At 41.6% G+C, this 20,736-nt stretch carries 15 protein-coding genes; 13 read left to right on the plus strand and 2 right to left on the minus strand.

The genetic code is table 11. The annotated features are described in order from the left end of the window. Positions 1 to 12 precede the first annotated feature (12 nt). Genes WA338_RS11065 through WA338_RS11085 form a run of 5 tightly spaced genes read left to right on the plus strand, consistent with a single transcriptional unit; the run spans position 13 to position 4,512 of the window. On the plus strand, positions 13 to 1,389 hold the full coding sequence (locus WA338_RS11065; RefSeq protein ID WP_009781026.1) for a 3-keto-disaccharide hydrolase: 1,377 nt from the start codon (positions 13 to 15) through the stop codon (positions 1,387 to 1,389). Position 1,390: 1 nt separating this feature from the next. Beyond that, positions 1,391 to 2,728 carry a Gfo/Idh/MocA family protein gene (locus WA338_RS11070; protein ID WP_336093354.1) on the plus strand — a complete coding sequence of 446 codons (1,338 nt, stop codon included), beginning with the start codon at positions 1,391 to 1,393 and terminating at the stop codon, positions 2,726 to 2,728. A gap of 6 nt (positions 2,729 to 2,734) precedes the next feature. Continuing rightward, on the plus strand, positions 2,735 to 3,922 hold the full coding sequence (locus tag WA338_RS11075) for a Gfo/Idh/MocA family protein (RefSeq protein ID WP_336093356.1): 1,188 nt from the start codon (positions 2,735 to 2,737) through the stop codon (positions 3,920 to 3,922). A 51-nt stretch (positions 3,923 to 3,973) separates the two neighbouring features. Then, entirely contained in the window at positions 3,974 to 4,216 is a 243-nt protein-coding gene (locus WA338_RS11080) for a type II toxin-antitoxin system ParD family antitoxin (protein WP_336093358.1), read from the plus strand. Then, on the plus strand, positions 4,213 to 4,512 hold the full coding sequence (locus WA338_RS11085; RefSeq protein ID WP_336093360.1) for a type II toxin-antitoxin system RelE/ParE family toxin: 300 nt from the start codon (positions 4,213 to 4,215) through the stop codon (positions 4,510 to 4,512). The genes WA338_RS11080 and WA338_RS11085 overlap by 4 nt, the downstream gene beginning before the upstream one ends. A gap of 72 nt (positions 4,513 to 4,584) precedes the next feature. Here WA338_RS11085 and WA338_RS11090 read toward each other — a convergent pair whose 3' ends face one another. After that, entirely contained in the window at positions 4,585 to 5,298 is a 714-nt protein-coding gene (locus WA338_RS11090; RefSeq protein ID WP_336093361.1) for a gluconate 2-dehydrogenase subunit 3 family protein, read from the minus strand. A gap of 3 nt (positions 5,299 to 5,301) precedes the next feature. Then, positions 5,302 to 7,020 carry a GMC family oxidoreductase gene (locus WA338_RS11095; protein WP_336093363.1) on the minus strand — a complete coding sequence of 573 codons (1,719 nt, stop codon included), beginning with the start codon at positions 7,018 to 7,020 and terminating at the stop codon, positions 5,302 to 5,304. 257 nt (positions 7,021 to 7,277) lie between these two features. Between WA338_RS11095 and WA338_RS11100 the strand changes: the two genes are divergently transcribed. The 8 genes from WA338_RS11100 (at position 7,278) to WA338_RS11135 (ending at position 20,708) form a co-directional block, all read left to right on the plus strand. Next, positions 7,278 to 10,292 (plus strand): SusC/RagA family TonB-linked outer membrane protein, encoded by a 3,015-nt coding sequence (locus tag WA338_RS11100; RefSeq protein WP_273006463.1) that lies wholly within the window; start codon positions 7,278 to 7,280, stop codon positions 10,290 to 10,292. 10 nt (positions 10,293 to 10,302) lie between these two features. Continuing rightward, positions 10,303 to 11,922, plus strand: a complete 1,620-nt coding sequence (locus WA338_RS11105; RefSeq protein ID WP_040532836.1) for a RagB/SusD family nutrient uptake outer membrane protein — start codon at positions 10,303 to 10,305, stop codon at positions 11,920 to 11,922. A 10-nt stretch (positions 11,923 to 11,932) separates the two neighbouring features. After that, positions 11,933 to 12,733, plus strand: coding sequence for a discoidin domain-containing protein (locus WA338_RS11110; RefSeq protein WP_009781017.1), 801 nt, complete (start codon positions 11,933 to 11,935; stop codon positions 12,731 to 12,733). A 277-nt stretch (positions 12,734 to 13,010) separates the two neighbouring features. Continuing rightward, positions 13,011 to 14,441: a glycoside hydrolase family 125 protein gene (locus WA338_RS11115; protein WP_336093368.1), complete on the plus strand. Its 1,431-nt coding sequence runs from the start codon at positions 13,011 to 13,013 to the stop codon at positions 14,439 to 14,441. Positions 14,442 to 14,454: 13 nt separating this feature from the next. Further along, positions 14,455 to 16,638: a GH92 family glycosyl hydrolase gene (locus tag WA338_RS11120; RefSeq protein WP_273005791.1), complete on the plus strand. Its 2,184-nt coding sequence runs from the start codon at positions 14,455 to 14,457 to the stop codon at positions 16,636 to 16,638. A 17-nt stretch (positions 16,639 to 16,655) separates the two neighbouring features. After that, a complete protein-coding gene (locus tag WA338_RS11125) occupies positions 16,656 to 18,605 on the plus strand; it encodes a glycoside hydrolase family 97 protein (RefSeq protein ID WP_273005790.1) in 1,950 nt (649 codons plus the stop codon). 10 nt (positions 18,606 to 18,615) lie between these two features. Continuing rightward, positions 18,616 to 19,431, plus strand: a complete 816-nt coding sequence (locus WA338_RS11130; protein WP_009781013.1) for an alpha/beta hydrolase — start codon at positions 18,616 to 18,618, stop codon at positions 19,429 to 19,431. A gap of 182 nt (positions 19,432 to 19,613) precedes the next feature. Beyond that, a complete protein-coding gene (locus WA338_RS11135) occupies positions 19,614 to 20,708 on the plus strand; it encodes an ROK family protein (RefSeq protein ID WP_009781012.1) in 1,095 nt (364 codons plus the stop codon). Positions 20,709 to 20,736: the final 28 nt, after the last annotated feature.

A 20,736-nucleotide genomic window follows, 5' to 3' on the forward strand; every position in this document is an offset into this window, starting at 1 on the left:
TAAACCGTATTTATGAATACTATAGTATTTAAGTATTTAGTCTTGTCAGCACTAGGTTTGCTGGTTTTTACAGGCTGTAAAAATGAATCAGAAACGGCAGACGAACCTTGGCAAAGCTTGTTTAATGGGACTTCACTCGACGGTTGGAAACAACTCAATGGTAAAGCAGCGTATCGCATAGAAGGTGATGAAATAGTTGGGACCACTGTGGCGAATACGCCCAATTCGTTTCTTACAACGACACAGGATTATGGAGATTTTATTATGGAATTGGATTATAAAGTTGATCCTTCGATGAATAGCGGTATTCAAATACGCAGCCTTAGTACGCCAAAGTTTAGGAATGGACGCGTGCACGGCTATCAGATAGAAATCGATCCTTCAGAGCGTGCTTGGAGTGCTGGGATTTATGATGAAGCCCGCAGAGGTTGGTTGTATTCATTAGAGAACAATCCTAAAGCACAACAGGCTTTCAAGCAAAATGAATGGAATCATTACCGTGTGGAAGCTTTGGGTGATACGTTAAAAACCTGGATCAATGGCGTAGAAGCGGCGCATCTGGTAGATGACCAGACCGCTTCAGGATTTATTGCATTACAAGTGCACGCGATAGGCGCAGAGGATGAACCCGGAAAGGAAATTAGATGGAAGAACATTAAGATCATTACAGAGAATCCGCAGCAATACAGTAAACAAATGAGCTTGCCTGCTTTCAATACTAAAAATAATCTGACACAAGCAGAAGTAGCATCTGGGTGGCAATTGCTTTGGGATGGAAAAACTACCGAAGGATGGCGCGGAGGAAAACTCGATCATTTTCCTGAAAAGGGATGGGTCATTGAAGACGGCGAACTCATCGTGCTTTCCACCGGAGGTGAAGAATCAGCTGCCGGTGGCGATATCGTGACCACAGAGCAGTATCAGGATTTTGAACTTAAAATAGATTTCAAAATTACAGAAGGCGCCAACAGCGGGATCAAATATTATGTAGATACCGAATTGAACAAAGGCGAAGGTTCTTCAATAGGTTTAGAATACCAGATTCTTGACGATGCGCACCATCCCGATGCCAAGCTGGGCAATCACGAGGGAAGCCGCACACTAGCATCTTTATACGATCTGATTCAGGCAGATCCTAATAAACCGGTAAATCCTATCGGTGAATGGAATACAGCTCGAATCGTTAGTAAAAACAAGCACGTAGAGCATTATTTAAACGACGTGAAAGTATTGGAATATGACCGAGGCAGTGATGCGTTTTTACAATTGGTTGAAGAGAGTAAATACAAAGATTGGCCCGGCTTCGGCACTTTTGAAAAAGGGAATATTCTATTGCAAGATCACGGAGATCGCGTAGCATTTAAAAACATCAAAATCAAAGTATTGTAGTATGACAACACGTAGATCGTTTATCAACAAATCAATTTTGGGCGGTACCGCTTTAGCCTTGAGCAACACCACAATGGGAATGGCTGCCAGCAGTTATCGCAACATCATAGGTGCTAATGATCGGCTAAATGTTGCGGTCGCGGGATTAGGCAGACGTTTGGGCGCCTATTATGCACCCATCGCCCGCAAGGAGTCTAATGTACGATTACTCTACCTCTGCGATGTGATGGAAAAAAGCCGGTTGAACGCGCTTAAGAATTTTAAAGAACATATTGATTACACACCGGCATTAGAAAATGATATTCGCAAAGTGATCGAAGATAAGGAGGTAGATATTCTCGTAAATGCCACACCAGATCATTGGCACACACCAGGTTCTATTATGGCCTTGAAAGCGGGTAAACATGTCTATGTCGAGAAGCCGTGCAGCCACAATATGAATGAAAATGAACTCCTGGTTGCAGCGGCAAAAAAGTTTGACAAACGCGTGCAGATGGGGAACCAACAGCGTTCCTCGTTGCATACCATAGAGATCATAGATCAAATTCATAAAGGCGTGATTGGCGATGTATACAAAGCGGTGGCTTTTTATTCCAATACACGTGGGGAAACACCGGTGCAAAAACAGGCAGCTGTACCTACCGGATTAGATTGGGAGCTTTGGCAAGGGCCTGCTCCGCGCAGAGCCTATACCAGCGAAACCTGGGATTACAACTGGCATTGGTACGGCTGGAATTACGGTACCGCAGAAACCGGAAACAATGCCACGCACGAACTCGACATCGCCAGATGGGCTTTAGGCGTTGAATTTCCTAACTATGCTGAGGTGCAAGCCGAAAAGCGCCATTTCAAAAATGACGGTTGGGAAATGTATGATACCATGTATGCTACGTTCAAATTCGACGATGATAAAGTGATCAATTGGGACGGAAAAAGCCGTAACGGTTACAATACGTATGGTCGCGGTCGTGGTACGCTTATTTTTGGTACCGAAGGTTCGGTTTTGGTAGACCGTTCTAATTATGTGCTTATGGATCGCGGCGGAAAAGTGATTAAACAAAGTGAAGAAACCGCAGAAAGCGGACTCGCGCTTGGCGGCGGAGGCGACTCTTCCACAACGCATATGGTGAACTTTTTTGAAGCTATTCGCGGTAAAGAAACTTTAAAAGCGCCTATTGAAGATGCTTCGGTAAGTATGGCGATGGTGCATTATGCAAATATGGCGTACCGCGTAGGGCACGGTTTTGATATCGATGCTACATCAGGTCGCATTTATGACCGCGAAGCGATGCAACTTTGGGGACGCGAGTACGCTCCTAATTGGGAACCTAAAATTTAAGAGACTATGAAACGTAGAGATTTTGTGATCAAAAGCAGTCTGGCAGCAGCGGCGGTATCTTCTGCTAGTCCGGGGTTTGCTTATATCAATAAATATGTGGGTTCAAGTGCACCAATACGCATTGGTGTGATAGGAACCGGCGATCGCGGTGGCGGTTTAATTTCGGTGATGAAAAATATTGAAGGGATTGAGGTGGCGGCCTGTTGTGATGTTATTCCGTTTCGGTTAGCTAACGGAATGAAGCGCGCGGGAGATTCAGCAAAAGCTTATACCGATTATCGAAAATTGCTAGAAGATAAAAGTATTGATGCGGTTTTGGTGGCGACGCCTTTCAGCACCCATGCGCAGATAGAACTTGATGCGCTTGCCGCCGGAAAGCACGTGTATGGTGAAAAAACAATGGCAAAAGGTTATGATGCCGTGTTGGATGTTGTTGATGCTGCACAAGGAAATTTGGTTTTTCAAACTGGACATCAGTACCACAGTTCGCGTTTGTATACGCACGTAGTTGATTTGATTAAAGATGGAAAAATAGGCGAGATCACTGCTTTTGAATGCCAATGGAACCGAAGCGGAAACTGGCGAAGACCCGTCCCAGAACCAGAACTGGAGCGAATGATCAATTGGCGTATGTACCGGGAATATTCCGGCGGATTGACCGCAGAATTATGTTCGCACCAAATCGATTTTACCAATTGGGTTTTGGGAGAAACACCCTCGCAGGTGTTTGGTACCGGCGGTATTGATTATTGGAAAGACGGTAGAGAAACCTTTGATAATGTACACCATTTATTTTCGTATCCCAGTGGAGTAGAGGCGACCTTTACTTGTTTAACGACCAATGCCAAAGACGATTATCAGATCAAGGTAATGGGCGATAAGGGAACCATCATTTTAGACTATGTAAAAGGTTGGTTTTATCCGGAAGGAAATTATACCAAAAAGCGCGCTGAAGTTGATGGTGTTGCAGGTGCTACAATACCTTGGGAAGCAGGAAAGGGAATTCCGTTTGAATTTACCCACCCAGATCCTAGCAAGCAGGCTTTAATGGATTTTAGAGATGCGATCAAAAATAACAGCAAACCGATTTCGGACTTAAAAACCGGAGCCAATACCGCAATCTGTGTGCAAATGGCTATTGACTCGATGCTGAAGAATGAAGTCGTTAAATGGAACCCTGAGCATTCGATTTAGAACATTTGGTTGCGATACCAAAAGTTGGTACTTTTATTTAAAAGATAAAAAATGGGAAAGAATACGTCAATTTCATTGGGAAGTCATTTTGAAGATTTTGTAAATGAAGAAGTAAAATCGGGTCGCTATAGTTCTGTAAGTGAGGTAATCAGATCTGCATTGCGCTTATTTGAACGTGAGGAGCTTAAAGAACGCGAATTGATTAAAGCTTTGGAGGCGGGGGAGCAGAGTGGTTTTGTTGATGATTTTGATTCTGAAAAATCACTTGAAGCTTTACACAAGAAGTATTTATGAGTGAGGCCAGATATCGTATAAGTCAACAAGCGATTGAAGATTTAGAGCATATTTGGTTATACACATTTCACAAATGGTCAAAAGAGCAAGCTGATACCTATTATAAATTATTGATAGATCGCATTGAGTTTATAGCTGCTAATTTTATGACAGGAAAGTCTGTCGGGTATTTAAGGAAAAACTATAGAGCTAGTGTCATTGAATCTCACGTCATTTTCTATCGAAAAGATGATACCAATACTGTTGAAATAGTAAGAATTTTACATCAGCGGATGAATATTAAAGATAGAATTTGATTCTACTGAAAGTAATTAGAAATAAAAAAACCTCCTGTTTTAGGAGGTTTTTTGGTTGATTTATAGCCTGTTTTAGGTTATCAAATTCCCTTCGTCATCCCATTCGGCGGTGACGCCACGCTGACTTTGGTCAACGCATTTTGCGATCCATTCGGGATCGTAGCTAACGCCGTGTTTCTGCAAAGCTTCTTCCGGAACGCCATCCCAGATATTGGGTTGATTTCCTTTGTAGTCCAGATCTTTAATTCCCATTTCTGAAGTATAATAACCGGTCATCGTTAGGTTACGCATCAAGCTGAAAAACTGCACCTGTACCGGTTGTTCCCAGCTGGGTTTTTCGGGATCAGGAAATGCGATCGTATCTAAAATAGCTTTCTGATTTTCTTCAGAAGCACTTTTAAATTCAGTGTTGTATTCCAAATTAGAAGTATGGTCTAGCCACATCAAACCACCGCGTATGGGCGTTTGTAAATACGGCATATCTTTTACGATAAACTCAAGAAACTCGGGCACGCCGGCATCTGTAGCGCTTCCGTATTCCTCATTTGCAGGTAAAATAAGTGCACATAAAACATTCAACGTATCCATCTCGTGTTCTCTAAAAAACTGCTCTGATTGTAGCTTTTCAATAAGTTCGAGTTCTTCAGGTGTACGGCCAAAATAATCTTCAGCAGCTTTCGCGATTTCAACTTCCTTTTCTCCCAGATTAGGATCACATCCTGTGAGTAAAAGTCCGGTTCCTAACGAACCTAAAAACATCGATTTTAAACTATCTCTTCTATCCATGATTTAGATGTTTTGCTGTTTTAATTGTTCAATAATATAGTCTGAAGCTCTCCACGAAAGCGCAAGGATGGTCCAGGTCGGGTTTTTATCAGCCTGAGAAACAAACGGTCCGGCATCTACGATAAAGACGTTATCTACATCGTGCAACTGCTGAAATTCATTAACCACAGATGTTTTAGGATCGCTTCCCATACGGGTTGTTCCCACCTCATGAATGATTCGGCCCGGATTTTCTAGACCGTAATTTGATTCTTTTGAAGGAGCATCCTGAAGCATCGTTCCACCCATATTGTGCACAATTTCTTCAAAAGTATCATTCATATGCTTGGCTTGATTCACTTCATATTCAGACCATTTATAGTTGAAGCGTAACACCGGGATCCCAAACTCATCAACCGTGGTTGGATCGATCTCGCAATAATTGTCTTTCATCGCGATAGACTCGCCACGACCTGCCATACCAATGGTAGAACCGTAATATTTTTTAATATCTGAACGTAAACTGTTTCCGTAGCCACCCACTTTTTGATTGAAGAAACGGTTGAGATCATTAGGGTTAAAGCCGAAACCGTAGCTCGGCATTCCAAGACCACCCCAAACTTCAATATGATAACCACGCGGGAAATTCAGCTTTTTATTGTCGCCCCACCACGGTGTGTATACGTGCATTCCGCCTACACCATCTTCATTATACGTATCGCGATTCATCAAGTCTGGAATGAATGCAGATCTGCTGGCACCGGTAGAATCGTGCAGATAACGGCCTACCATATCGCTGCTATTTCCTAATCCGTTAGGGTGTTGCTCACTTTTAGAATTCAATAAAATTCGTGCCGAACTACAAGCCGAAGCTGCAAGCACGACAATGCGTCCTTTCAGTTTATATTCTTTACGATCATCTTTACTGATATATGAAACTCCGGTAGCTTTTCCTTCATCATTTGTAGTCACTTCGCGCACCATTGCGTTGACAAAAAGGTCTACCTGACCGCCGCTCTTTTGCGCCGGAAAGATCAAACAAGTCCCTGCAGAAAAATCGGCATACACCGCACAGGCACGGGAACATTGCCCACAATAAAAGCAAATACCACGATCGTCGTTGAGCTTTTTGGTAAGCATAGACATACGTGATGGAATTACAGGAATGTTAGATTTACGCGCTCCTTTGATATAGAAAAGTTCGTGTAATCTGGGTTTTGGCGGAGGTAAGAAAAAGCCATCAGGCTCGTTTTCAATGTTTTCTTTAGTTCCAAAAACGCCAATCAGCTTATCTACCTTATCATAGTAAGGTTTTACATCTTCATAGCTTATAGGCCAATCATCGCCGTGCCCGTCATAGCTTTTATGTTTAAAATCGCGCTCACCAAAACGCAGTGAAATACGTCCCCAGTGATTGGTACGCCCGCCTAGCATTCGAGATCGAAACCAGTCGAATTGGGTTCCATCTTTTTGAGTGTAAGGTTCGCCTTCAATTTCCCAGCCACCGTAGGCACTATCAAAATCTCCAAAAGGTCTACGGTTAGAGGCACCACGTCTGGGAGATTCATAGGGCCATTTGAGTTGGGTACGCTGTTTAGGATCTGCAGGATCAAAATGAGGTCCTGCTTCAACCACTGCTACTTTGAGTCCGGCATCAGCCAAAACTTTTGTTGCCATACCGCCGCCGGCACCAGAGCCCACGATGATGACATCATACATTTTTGAAGATTCTTTTATTTGCATGGAAAAAGCTTGATAAATTTTTTAAATTATTTTCAGTTAACTGGTGTAAAAGGTGTTAAAAACTGTAGAATTCTGTAAATGGGTTACAAAAACTGCAATTTATGTTAATTTATGTAAAATTATTTACTTTCAATGCAATTTTAGTAAAACGTTTTATTATAATTGCTAAAACGTTTTACTTTAACGTTTGCGAAAATTATTAATACTTAAAAACTTCAATTAATGGGAATTTAAAATTCCAGAAACAAGAAACAATTATGTACAAAACATTTACAAGATTTATTCTGGTTTTTTTCCTTGCGCTAGGTATGAGCTCACCACATACGCTCTATGCTCAAGGTGGAAAAACGGTGACAGGAACCGTTACAGATCCCGGAGGAATGCCTCTGCCGGGAGTTACGGTTCAAGAGAAAGGAACTACCAATGGAGTAGCGACCGATTTTGATGGAAACTTTAGCATCGACGTTGCTTCAAACGATGCAGTACTGGTATTCTCCTATGTAGGGATGACGAGTGTTGAACAAACTGTGGGTTCTCAAAATGCATTTACGATAACGATGGAATCTAATGAGGAATCACTGGATGAGGTGGTTCTAATAGGTTATGGTTCTCAAGAGCGTAAAGCAGTATCTACTGCTGTTTCTAAAGTAGAGACAGAAGATTTTAATCAAGGGCAGGTGTCCTCTCCGGTTGAATTGATTCAGGGTAAAGTAGCCGGTCTTCAAATCACACGTGCCGGAGGTAATAATCCAAATGGTGGAACAGCGATTCAACTTCGTGGGGTAACCTCTATTACAGGTTCGACTTCGCCGCTTATCGTTATCGACGGTATACCGGGAGGTAATTTAGATCTGTTACAGCAAAATGATATCGAATCCTTTGATGTATTAAAGGATGGTGCTGCTGCTGCAATTTATGGTACACGAGGAACTAACGGGGTAATTTTAATTACCACCAAAAAAGGAAAGAAAGGAAAAAGCACCTTTAATTATTCATCCTTTGTATCACGTGACTATGTTAACCGTAAGCCAGATTTCTTATCTGCAGAACAGTTTAGAGCTGCAATTGCAGATGGAATCATTGGAGAAAACAATGATCTAGGAGCATCTACAGATATTTTTGATGCATTGGTTAACGAGTCAAATCTTACACAATATCACAACTTTGTTGCTTCTGGTGGAAATGAAACGAGCAACTACAGGGCTTCATTATATTATAAAGACTCAGAAGGTATTGCTTTAGAGAACAGTCGCGAGCAGTTTGGTATACGAGCAAGTTTTAACCAGACAGGTCTTGATGATAAATTGACTTTTTCATCAAGTGCTGTGGTAAATATCAATGACGCCAACCTTTTAGGTGGTGGGCAATTTGGTATCGTAACCGATTGGAATCCGACTGCGCCAATTTTTGCACCTTTCAATACTTCAGAAGAAGGGGTTCTTTATAATGAAGGGCGTTATGGTTATTACCAGCCAGAAAATGGTTATAACCCGTTTTCTGAATATGCAAACCGCTTCAACCAGCGTAAACAACTTACCTTTTCTGGTGATGCAAAGTTGAGTTATGAGATTACTAAGGGCTTGATAGCTTCGGTATTTGGTTCGTATCAGAGAAATTCTTGGGATGACCGTTACTATCGTTCTACTCAAGATTACCAGCAATACAATTCGGGTAGCCCATATTTTGGAACCGGTTATGCTTATAAAGGAAGTCATTTAGACTTTACACAAACAGTAGAGCCTACGATTACGTATTCAACCGAAATTGCGGAGCACAGTTTTGAATTGCTTGGTGGGTATAGTTATCAGTATTCGGCTACCGAGAATTATTCTATGGATAACAGTGGTTTCACCACAGATGGTTTTGAGGACTGGAATTTTGGTGCGGGTAACGCGATCACCGATATTGATCTACCAAGGCCAAATATGTCTAGTTTTAAAGAAGACAATACGCTTATTGCCTACTTTACACGTTTAAGCTACAACTACCTCGATCGTTACTTCTTACAGGCATCTGTGCGTCACGAAGGTTCCTCGCGTTTTGGAGCCAATAATAAATGGGCGAGTTTCCCTGCGATCTCTGGAGCTTGGTTGATTTCTGACGAAAACTTTATGGAAGGTGCAAGCTGGGTAAACAACCTTAAGCTGCGTGCAGGTTTTGGTGTTACCGGTAATCAAGGGATTCCAAATTACCAATCTATTGTGACGCTGGGAACAGGAGGTAAATATCCTGTCTTTTTAGATGGAGCCGATGGTGCTACCTATTATCAAACGTATGGGCCGGTTAAAAACCCTAATCCAGATCTTAAATGGGAAACCAAAAAGGAATTTAACATCGGTCTTGATTTTGGTTTCTGGTTCAATAAACTAAGCGGATCTATAGATTACTATACGCGCCGTACAGAAGACTTATTGTTGAGTTATGACGTGCCACAACCTCCGTTTGTTCAAGGAAGTATTTATACTAACGTAGGAAATATTACCAATAATGGTTTAGAACTTGCGCTTAGCTACCGTGTATTTGATGAAGGCGATTTTAAATGGAATGTTGATTTTGTAGGAAGTTATCAAAACAATGAGCTTACTACACTTTCAAATCAGATCTTCTCGGTAAGTGAATTGTTTGGAGGAAATATTGGAAACCCAGGTAACCTAGGTTCTGCCATTAGAAATACCGAAGGTGGCCCAATAGGAAATTTCTACGGAAAACGCTTTGCAGGTTTTACTGTTGATGGCAAATGGTTATTCCATAAAGCAGACGGTACAATTGGTCGCGCAAGCGATATGACCGAAGAGGATAAGGCGATCATAGGTAATGGTTTGCCTAAGTATTATGCTTCGTTAACCAATACGTTTAAATACAAGAACTTTGATCTCACCATTCTTCTACGTGGTAAATTCAAATACGATATTCTAAACACGGTTGACCTTTTTTATGGTAACCCAAGCTTATTGCCGGGTAACGTGCTTACTTCTGCTTTAGGACAGTATAGCAATATTACCGAAGCGCCACAATATTCAGACTACTACCTTGAGAACGGAAACTTCATAAAGTTAGACAACCTTACTTTAGGCTATAACTTCAATTTGGGAGAGAACAGTCCGTTTAGCGCGTTGCGCCTCTTTGGTAGTGCGAGAAACCTGGCAACCTTTACCGGTTATACCGGTCGCGATCCAGAAGTTCAAGATACAGGACTTTATCCGGGGATAGACACAAGAAACTTCTACCCGAGAACAGTTACCGTAACTGCAGGTGTTAATGTTAACTTTTAATATTTAGAAGATGAAGAAGATAAACTTATTTCAGAAAGCTGCATGTGCGATGGGAATGTTATTGACTATCGGATGTACAGATCTTGAAGAAACTACATATTCAGAACTTTCAGAATCAAATTTTTATAAAACCGAATTAGAACTGGTACAGGCCAATTTAAGACCGTTTACGCATATGCAGGCGTGGCTGGCTTGGTCTGGGCAAAATGGATATTACTATCATAACGAGCTGTCTGCAGATCAAACCGCTTGGCCTCAAAAAGGGCGTCACGGTTATGATAATGCAGATCATATACGACAGCATTATCATACGTGGACACCGCAAGAGGGGCGTTTAAATAATGCTTGGAGATTGATGTGGACCGGTCTCGGCTTTGTAAATACAGCGATAGAAAGTATCGAAGCTGTAGATGCAGAAACTATTGGAGTAACTCCAGAGCGTCTGGCATCGATTGTTGCAGAAGCAAAAGTATTGCGCGCCTATCATTATATGAAAATAATGGATATGTGGGGTAATGTGCCTATTGTAACTACAGTGGGGGTTCCTAATAATCCGGAGACTGCTTCTCAAGAAGAAGTTTTTGCTTTTATCGAGCAGGAATTGTTAGATAATGTAGAAAAGCTTCAGCCGCTTTCACCACAACTTATAGGACGTATGAGTAGAGCTGTTGGATATTCGATTTTATCTGAGTTGTACTTAAATGCAGAAGTGTGGTCTGGTACTCCTAGATGGGAAGAAAGTATCACATATGCAGATAAGGTTATTTCAGGAGAAGGAGGTTCTTTAACCGGTGAGATCGCTTTAGATCAAGACCCATTAGGACCTTTTAATAATACCAACGAAGATTCTCCTGAGAATATCTTTCAGTTTCCATTCAGCCGTCAAAATGATTTCGGTTATGACTGGAGATCCTTCTATATGGGATTCTCAAATATGACCGCAGCGCTAGATGTTAATTATAGCGGTAACAATGCTTTTGTAGTGATTCCTACAGCATTTAACGCCTACAAAGAAAATGACATTCGTAAGCAAGAATGGTTCTTGTTTGGACCTCAATACAAATTAGGAACAGACGAGCCTATTTTGGGGTCTGAAGAGTATAACGGGCAGCCTTTTGTTTATGTAAACAACATTCGTAGAAATACAGAGGGACAAACCGGTGAAGGTTCTATGACCGACGGAGAAGAGAATAGTGGTGCGCGTTTTCATAAATACCGTTCAGGAACACAAGATGATCCTAATTATTTAGAAGGTGATTATGTGGTTTACAGACTTACAGAACTTTATTTTAATAAAGCGGAAGCCTTGATGCGATTAAACGGAGGTAATGCTACGCAAGAGGCTGTAGACCTTATCAATGAAAGTAAAATGCGTTACTTCACTGAAGAAGACTGGGCTGAGGAGGCCTATACCACAACTTCGCTCACTATGAGCGAACTCCTTGCAGAGCGTGGTAGAGAGTTCATCTTTGAAGGTATGCGTCGTACAGACCTTATTCGATTTGGTGAATTTACCACAGGTTCTTGGTGGGATCATGATCCTTCAGGAGATCCTAATCTTACGCTTTATCCTATTCCTTTCAGACAATTACAAGCTAATCCTAATCTTGTTCAGAATCCTGGATACTAAATAGAACATTATGAAAACAATTTTAAAGTATATAAAACCGGCATTGCTTTTTCTTCTGGTAGCAGTTTCATCTTGCGAAGGAAGAAGAGAGTTTGATGCTATTGTAGAGAACGGCGTTAATCTTGATAATTATGATATCATTTTATTAGAATCAGGAAATTCGCTTGATGTTACTGCAACTTTTGAACCTAATGTGGTTCCGCAACGCGATTATATTTGGGAAGTAGAAGATCCCAGCGTTGCAGATTTGCAGATGAATGAAGATAAATCGGTAACACTTACAGCAACCGGATCTGGAGAAACTTTATTGCGTATCACAGCAGCAGATGACAATTCACTTACAGCTACTGCACCGGTAAAAGTGATCGCAGGTCCTCCGGTTGATATTACAGATCAAAGTACGATTAGCGTAAACCGCGAATACAGCGGTGGGGCAGAAGGACGTGAAGGTTCAACAAAACTGATAGACGGTGATTTGACCACCAAATATCTTTCTGGTTTTGTAACGCCTTTCTGGATCAATCTAGAATTTGAAGAGCCTATTGTTGCAGGGTATTACTCATTTACATCAGGAAATGATGCGCCTGGGCGAGACCCACAAGATTGGGAGATTCAAGGTTCGCAAGATGGTGAAACCTGGACCACGCTTGATAGCAGAGAAGATTACAGATTTTCAGACCGTACCCAGACTCGCGAATTCTATTTTGATAACAATACAGCATATAAGTACTATCGCCTCGATATTACGAGTAATGGCGGAAGTAGTTTGTTTCAAATGACAGAATGGAGACTCTTTTTGCTTCCGTTCTAACTAAATATACGAGTACAAAGACCTGATATTTATTTGAAAGTCTTTTATTTAGCCAAAGCCACCTATGTGATTTCAGTAGGTGGCTTTTTATTTAAAGCTAATTTCTCATTCAACTTTTCACAAATAAATTTTCGATTTGAAAATGAATTTATTCTTAATTATTTCTTGAATAACTAAAACGTTTTACTTATTTTCACTGTGTAAAATGATAACGTTTTCGCTTTGAGCAGGTTTACTTAGGTAAAATCAGCCCTCGAAGCAGATTAATAGTTCTAAAATGCAAAGAAGAAAGTTTATTCAAAATACTGCGATGGCAGGGGGTTTAACCATGATTAATCCTACAGGTATTTTTGCAAATACTGTTTGTAAAAAATTTCCAACCGTACGTGTGCCCGAAGGTGCGCGTAATTTTGAGAGTAAAGCCATCGAGAAGGCGATCAAAAAATTCTCAAAAAATGTCAATGATGAGGAGTTGACTTGGTTATTCAACAACTGTTTTCCAAATACGCTAGATACCACGGTTACCTATTCAACCTATAAAGGAGCGCCAGATACGTATGTGATCACTGGTGATATTGATGCTATGTGGTTGCGGGATAGTTCGGCTCAAGTATGGCCGTATATGCAATTTGCAGACGAAGATAAAGACCTGAAAAACCTTATTGCCGGTGTGATCAATAGGCAAACACGTCAGATCTTAAAAGATCCTTATGCCAACGCATTCTATGACGATCCGGAGAAAAAAGGGGAGTGGACGTCTGATAATACCGATATGCTTCCGGGAGTGCATGAGCGTAAATATGAGATCGATTCTTTATGCTATCCCATTCGTCTCGCATACAACTATTGGAAAACAACCGGAGATACGACCCCATTTGATAAGCAATGGCTTGAGGCGATCAAAAACATTTTAAAAACCTTCAAAGAACAGCAGGAGAAAGACGGTACCAACCCGTATTCTTTCAGTCGAAATACTTCTAACGGGACAGATACGCGCTTCCTTCGTGGCAAAGGCTATCCTGTAAAACTGGTGGGACTGATTTGCAGCGCTTTTAGACCTAGTGATGACTCGACGGTGTATTCCTTTTTGATTCCATCTAACTTTTTTGCGGTGGTGAGTTTGAATCAGGCTGCAGAAATGGTTGAAACACTTCAGGATGAAACGAAGCTTGCTAAAGAGCTTAAAGCGCTTGCAACAGAAGTTAAAGAAGCTATCGCCAAATATGGCGTGACTGAACATGAAAAATACGGTAAGATCTATGCCTTTGAGACCGATGGTTTTGGTAACAATTTGATGATGGACGATGCCAATGTGCCGAGTTTACTTTCCTTACCTTATCTGGATGCGGTAGATGCAAATGATCCTATTTATCATAACACCCGTGATTTTGTTTGGTCGTTAGACAACCCGTTTTTCTTTAAAGGAACGGCTGCCGAAGGTATTGGCGGACCGCACGTAGGGATGAATATGATCTGGCCGATGGCGATTACGATGCGAGGTCTTACCAGCACTTCAGATGCAGAGATCAAAGAGTGTATTAAAATGCTTAAAAATACACACGGCGGGACAGGATTTATGCACGAGACTTTTCATAAAGATGATCCTACCGATTTTACCCGTTCTTGGTTTGCCTGGGCAAATACTTTGTTTGGCGAACTCCTATGGAAAACCTACCAAGAGAAACCCGAATTACTCAATTCGATTTAAATTATAGAAGTTGATGAAACACCTTGCTAGCGCCTTCCGTTTGAAAATACTATTCAGTTTTGCAGTGATGCTGTTGAGCATACCTCAGGTTTTAACAGCGCAACAACAAGAGGCATATGTAGAAAATCCTGTAGCCTATGTCAATCCATTTCACGGTACAGCACCGCTTACAGATCCAGATTTTATAGGGTACACGCCGCCCGAAGGTTGGCGTGTTTGGGCAGGACTAACCTATCCCGGTGCAACCCTGCCCAATGCAATGGTACAACTGAGTCCTATTACACAATATGGAAGCGGCGCCGGCTACGAATATGAAGACAAAGAAATTCTGGGCTTTACACATACCAATAAAGGCCACTGGAATTTGTGTCATATTCCGATTTTGCCAATCGCAGAAAAGGCTTCGGCACCTTTTAAATCTTCTTTTGATAAGGAAGATGAAACTGCTTCTGCGGGTTATTACAGTGTTTACTTGAACGATTATAAGGTGAAAGTTGAGGTTACCACTACCTTACGTGCAGGTTTTCATAAATATACTTTTGATGACGATGCTGCTCACAATATTCTGTTTGATCTGGGACGCGCAAATCATCACGTTGATGCGTGGCAACTGCGCCAAACCGGGCGTAAAACACTCGAAGGTTTTCAACGTACGGGCGGTGATAAGGTGTATTTTTCGGTGGAGCTCAGTGAGGCGATAAGCGAACTGGAACAAGTGAATCCAAATACCGATAAAGGCTATGCGCTTCTAAATTTAAAAGCTTCGCCAAAACCGGTAAGCTTAAAGATCGGTTTGTCTTTTGTAAGTGCCGAAAATGCACGTGAAAATCTTCAGCAAGAAATAGGAAATAAAACCTTTGAAGAAGTACATCTGGCTGCAGAAAAAACGTGGGATGCTGTGTTGTCAAAAATTCAGGTTTCCGGCGGAAGCCGAAAAGAAAAAGAGCTTTTTTATTCATCATTATACCGAAGCATGCAATGGCCGGCTTTGCGCAGTGACTACAATGGACAGTTTACAGATGCTCAGGGAACGGTTCAAAATAAAGGATTTCGGTATTATACCAATCCGTCGCTTTGGGATACGTATCGCAACAAATTGGTTGTATTGAGTTTGCTGGCGCCTGAGGTTACCGGTGATATCATTCAGTCGTTGATCGATAAAGGAACTCACAGCGGATTTATGCCAACCTTTTTTCATGGAGATCACGCCGCGCCTTTTGTCACACAGGCTTACGGAAAAGGAATAACCAATTTTGATGTAAAAAAAGCATACGAACTTCTTCTAAACAATGCGTATAAAGAAGGTGGTACGCGACCACATATTGCAGAGTATATAGAGAAAGGCTTTATTTCAGACCCTGATGTTGAAAATCCGCATGTAGAAACCAAAGCAAAAGCAGGAGTTTCAAAAACGCTGGAGTATGCTTATGATGATCACAGTTTGTCGCTGTTGGCAAAAGCTTTACAGGATCAGGATCACGCTTCAGAACTTGCTGAGCGTGCAAAAAATTATAAGAATGTCTTTGATCCCGAAACACATTTTATGCGCGGTAAACTAGAAGACGGTTCTTTTATAAGTCCGTTTGATGCCGAGTATCCATACTACGAGTATATGTATCGCGAGGCGAATGCGTGGCAGCTTTCTTTTTTTGTTCCGCACGATATGGAAGGTTTGGTAGCTTTATATCCAAGTGAAAAAGCGTTTGAGCAAAAGTTAGATTCGTTATTCACTTTACCGTGGAATCCTAAACATATCGCACGCAACGTAAGTGGATTTTTAGGCCAATATTGCCACGGAAATCAGCCCGATCACGAGGCACCTTTTGCCTATTATTTTATCGATAAGCCCGAAAAGTCGCAGCACATAATCGACACGCTTCTAGAAGACTATTACGGTGTTGGACCAACCGGCTTGGCCTTTAGCGGGATGGACGATGCGGGCGAGATGAGTGCGTGGTATGTTTTTGCAGCTTCCGGATTGTATCCGCTGTCACCGGCAGATAATGAGTATCTAGTAAGTCTTCCCATTTTTGATCGCGTAAAATGGAATTTAGGTAGAAATTCCTTTGAGATCACAAAAGCCGGAACATCAAGAAACCTGAAGCAAATTCAATACAATGGTAAAGCGATTGATCGCTATTTTATTGACCAAGAACAATTAATGCAAGGCGGAATACTTAATTTAAAAACAGACTAGAACAACAATTTTAAAATATGAAACAGTTTGTAGTATTATTAATTTTTGGATTTAGCCTGGGCTTGAGTTATGGTCAGGAGTATCAAGTGATCTCGCCTCAAGGCGATTTGGAGCTTCAGATTTCTGTAAAGGAAGAGATTGCGTACAGCGTTTTAAAAAAGGGCCAGGTCGTAATGCAAGACAATAAAGCCGCTTTGCAGCTTGAAGACAAAACATTAGGTCAAAATCCTAAAATAAAGGCTACAAAAACTACACATGCTAAGGTGCAAAATGCACCGATGGTTCCGCTTAAATTCAGTATGCTCGAGTATGAGTATAACGGCATTATAATCGAATTTCGAGAGGATTTTTCGCTAGAATTCAGAGTGTTTAATGAAGGTCTAGCATATCGTTTCATTACTGATAAAAAGGGTGATGTAGCTGTGGTTTCAGAAACTTTTGATGTGCATTTAGTTGATGCGTTTACAGCGCATCTTCAGCAAACGCCTTCCTTTAAAACTTCGTATGAGTACCCGTATACGCATCTTAAAACTTCAGCATTTAAAGACGGAAATAAGATGTCTACGCTTCCGGTGTTGCTAGAAAGTGATGCGGTAAACATTCTTATCTCAGAATCAGATCTAAGTGATTATCCTGCGATGTTCCTCAATACTGAAAAGACGAATGCACTTTCAGGAGTGTTTCCTCTATATCCACTTGAGTTTGGGGCTGACGGGGATCGCAGTGTCAAAATTTTGAAAGAAGCCAAGTATATAGCAAAGACTTCGGGCAAGCGTAATTTTCCTTGGCGCTATTTTCAGATCACTACAAAAGATGCCGATATTTTAACCAATACCTTAACCACCAAATTGGCGACGCCCAACACCTTAAAGAATACCGATTGGTTAAAACCGGGGCAGGTGAGCTGGGAATGGTGGAATGGCGCTTCGCCGTACAACGTAGATTTTAAAGCAGGTTTTAACGAAGAAACCTATAAGTATTTTATTGATTTTGCTGCATCTTTTGACATTCCGTACATCATAATGGATGAAGGTTGGGCAAAAACGACGACCGATCCTTACACGCCCAATCCTGAGATTGACCTTTTCGCGTTGATAGCTTATGCCAAGGAACGTGATGTGAAAATTGTGCTTTGGCTTACCTGGCTTACCGTTGAAAAGAATTTTGAGCTTTTTGAAAAGTTTCAGGATTGGGGAATCGCCGGAGTAAAAATCGATTTTATGGATCGCAGCGACCAATGGATGGTGAATTTCTACGAGCGTGTTGCTGCCGAAGCGGCAAAGCATGAGTTGTTTGTAGATTTTCACGGTTCGTTTAAACCTGCGGGACTCGAGATTAAATACCCCAATGTGTTGTCGTACGAGGGCGTTCTAGGTCTCGAACAAATGGAACGCGCCACCACAGAAAATAGTTTGTACTTGCCATTTATGCGCAATGCCGTTGGACCTATGGATTTTACTCCCGGGGCGATGATCAATATGCAGCCCGAGGTGTATTACAGCCGTAGACCAAATTCTGCTGGGCTGGGAACGCGAGCCTATCAAATGGCACTTTTTGTGGTTTTTGAAAGCGGTTTGCAAATGCTGGCTGACAATCCTACCAATTATTTTCGTGAAAAGGAGTGTACCAACTTTATTACTCAGGTGCCCACAACCTGGGATGAGACGGTGGTACTCGATGCAAAAATTGGTGAGTATGTAGTGATCGCAAAGCGAAAAGGCAATACGTGGTACACCGGTGCGATCACAAATGGAGTCGAGAATACACGAGAGTTTGAGATCAACTTAGACTTTCTCAATGCTGAAGCTTTGTATGAAATGACCTCCTTTGAAGACGGTATCAATGCCGGGCGACAGGGAATGGATTACAAAAAGAATGGAGGTACAGTTAAAAATGAGGACTCATTAACCATTACTTTGGTTAGAAACGGAGGCTGGGCAGCTGTTTTTAAACCTAAAGCACAGTAAAATCAGTATTATGAAATTTAAAAAGTACTTTCTTTTAGCGTTAATGATTTTTAGTGTTCCTGCCTTTGCACAGGAAACGGCCTATAAAACCATTCAAAATATTGCTTATTATCCTGAGAATACTGAAGGAGCAACCGAATATCGAAACAAGCAGTGCCGCTTAGATGTGTATTATCCTGAAGGGAAAAAAGACGTTCCGGTAATTGTCTGGTTTCACGGCGGCGGTCTAACCGGTGGAGTGAAGGAACTTCCGCAAGCCTTAAAAGAAAAAGGCTACTGCGTTGTAGGAGTGGGTTACCGACTTTCACCTAAGGTCAAAGCTGCGGTTTGTATTGAAGATGCTACTGCGGCGATTGCCTGGACCTTTAAAAACATAGCGGCATATCAGGGCGATCCTAACAATATTTTTGTGAGCGGTCATTCTGCAGGAGGCTATTTGGCACTGATGAGTGTGATGGATAAAAGCCGACTCGCTAAATACGATATTGATGCTAACGAGGTCGCAGGTCTGATTCCGTTTAGTGGTCACACGATCACCCATTTTACCATTCGGGCAGAGCGTGGGATACCGGGAGAGCAACCAATAATTGATGCATTTGCGCCGCTTTATTTTGTACGCAATGACGCACCGCCAACGCTTTTGATCACCGGAGATCGCGAGCTGGAAATGCTGGGAAGATATGAAGAGAATGCCTATTTCTACCGAATGATGAAGGTTGCCGGTCAAGAAAAGATCAAACAATACGAGATGCAAGGCTACGGTCATAATATGACACATCCTGCTTTCCCGCTGTTGCTCAACTTTGTAGCAGAACAAAAGCGATAAAACTTAAACAGAACTTCTAAAACAGGAATTATAAAAAGCGTGTATTATCAAATCTAATAGAATTCCGTGTAGTAAAACCTTTTAGTTGTGTATCTTTGCAGATTCACCAGGGCGATATTATTATTAGTTTTTAGAGTACAAACCGAAATATGAAGAATATTTACGTTGATTGACGGATTGTTATGACTCTAGATGCAGGAGGAACCAATTTTGTGTTCTCTGCATTACAATCTGGAAAAGAAATTATAGAGCCTATTACATTAGCATCGCATTCTGATGACTTAGATACTTGTCTTAAAACCATTATTGATGGCTTTAATCAGGTTAAAGAAAACTTAGATGGAAATCAGCCCGACGCGATAAGTTTTGCGTTTCCGGGGCCTGCAGATTATAAAAACGGAATCATAGGAGATCTTGTTAATCTACCTGCATTTAGAGGTGGAGTAGCTTTAGGTCCAATGCTTGAGGAGATTTTTAAAATCCCGACTTTGATCAATAATGACGGAGATCTTTTTGCCTATGGCGAAGCTGTAGCCGGGATGCTTCCGTTTATCAATGAATCCCTTGCTGATGCAGGCTTGAGCCGTACCTATAAGAATTTGATCGGGATTACTCTGGGAACCGGCTTTGGAGGCGGTATCGTGGTGAATAACCAAATCTGTCAAGGAGACAATTCTGCCGCAGGCGAAATTTGGCTTACCCGTAATTTTATAAAGCCCAAGACGGTTGTAGAAGAAAGTGTGAGTATACGTGCGATTCAACGTGTTTATGCGGAGCAATCTGGAGAGGTAGAGGCGATTTCGCCACGCGAAATTTTCAAAATAGCCAACGGAGAGCAAGAAGGTAATAAACAGGCTGCAATTAATGCCTTTGAAGAGATGGCCGTCGCAGCTGCCGAATCGCTGGCAAATGCCTTGGCACTCGTAGACGGACCCATTGTTATCGGCGGCGGAATTGCCGGAGCATCACGCTTTATTCTGCCTAAAATTATAGCGCATCTATCAGGTTGTATTTATAATCTGGAAGATCAGGGAATGCCGCGTGCGATTTCTAAAGTGTTCAATATTGATGATGAGGAGCAGTTGAAAGCCTTTTTAGCCGATTCTGAATTTGAAGTTGAGGTTCCGTTTAGCACTAAAAAGGTAGTCTATACCAAAGAAAAGCGTATTGCGATCGGGGTAAGTAAATTGGGAACCAGTACGGCGGTTTGTTTAGGAGCTTACGCGCTGGCTTTAGATTATTTGGAAAAAAGGAATTTATATAAGGAATCTGTATAAAACATAATTAATAAATAAACAAAGCCTG

The organism is Leeuwenhoekiella sp. CH_XMU1409-2 (assembly GCF_037029365.1).
Classification (GTDB): Bacteria; Bacteroidota; Bacteroidia; order Flavobacteriales; family Flavobacteriaceae; genus Leeuwenhoekiella; species Leeuwenhoekiella blandensis.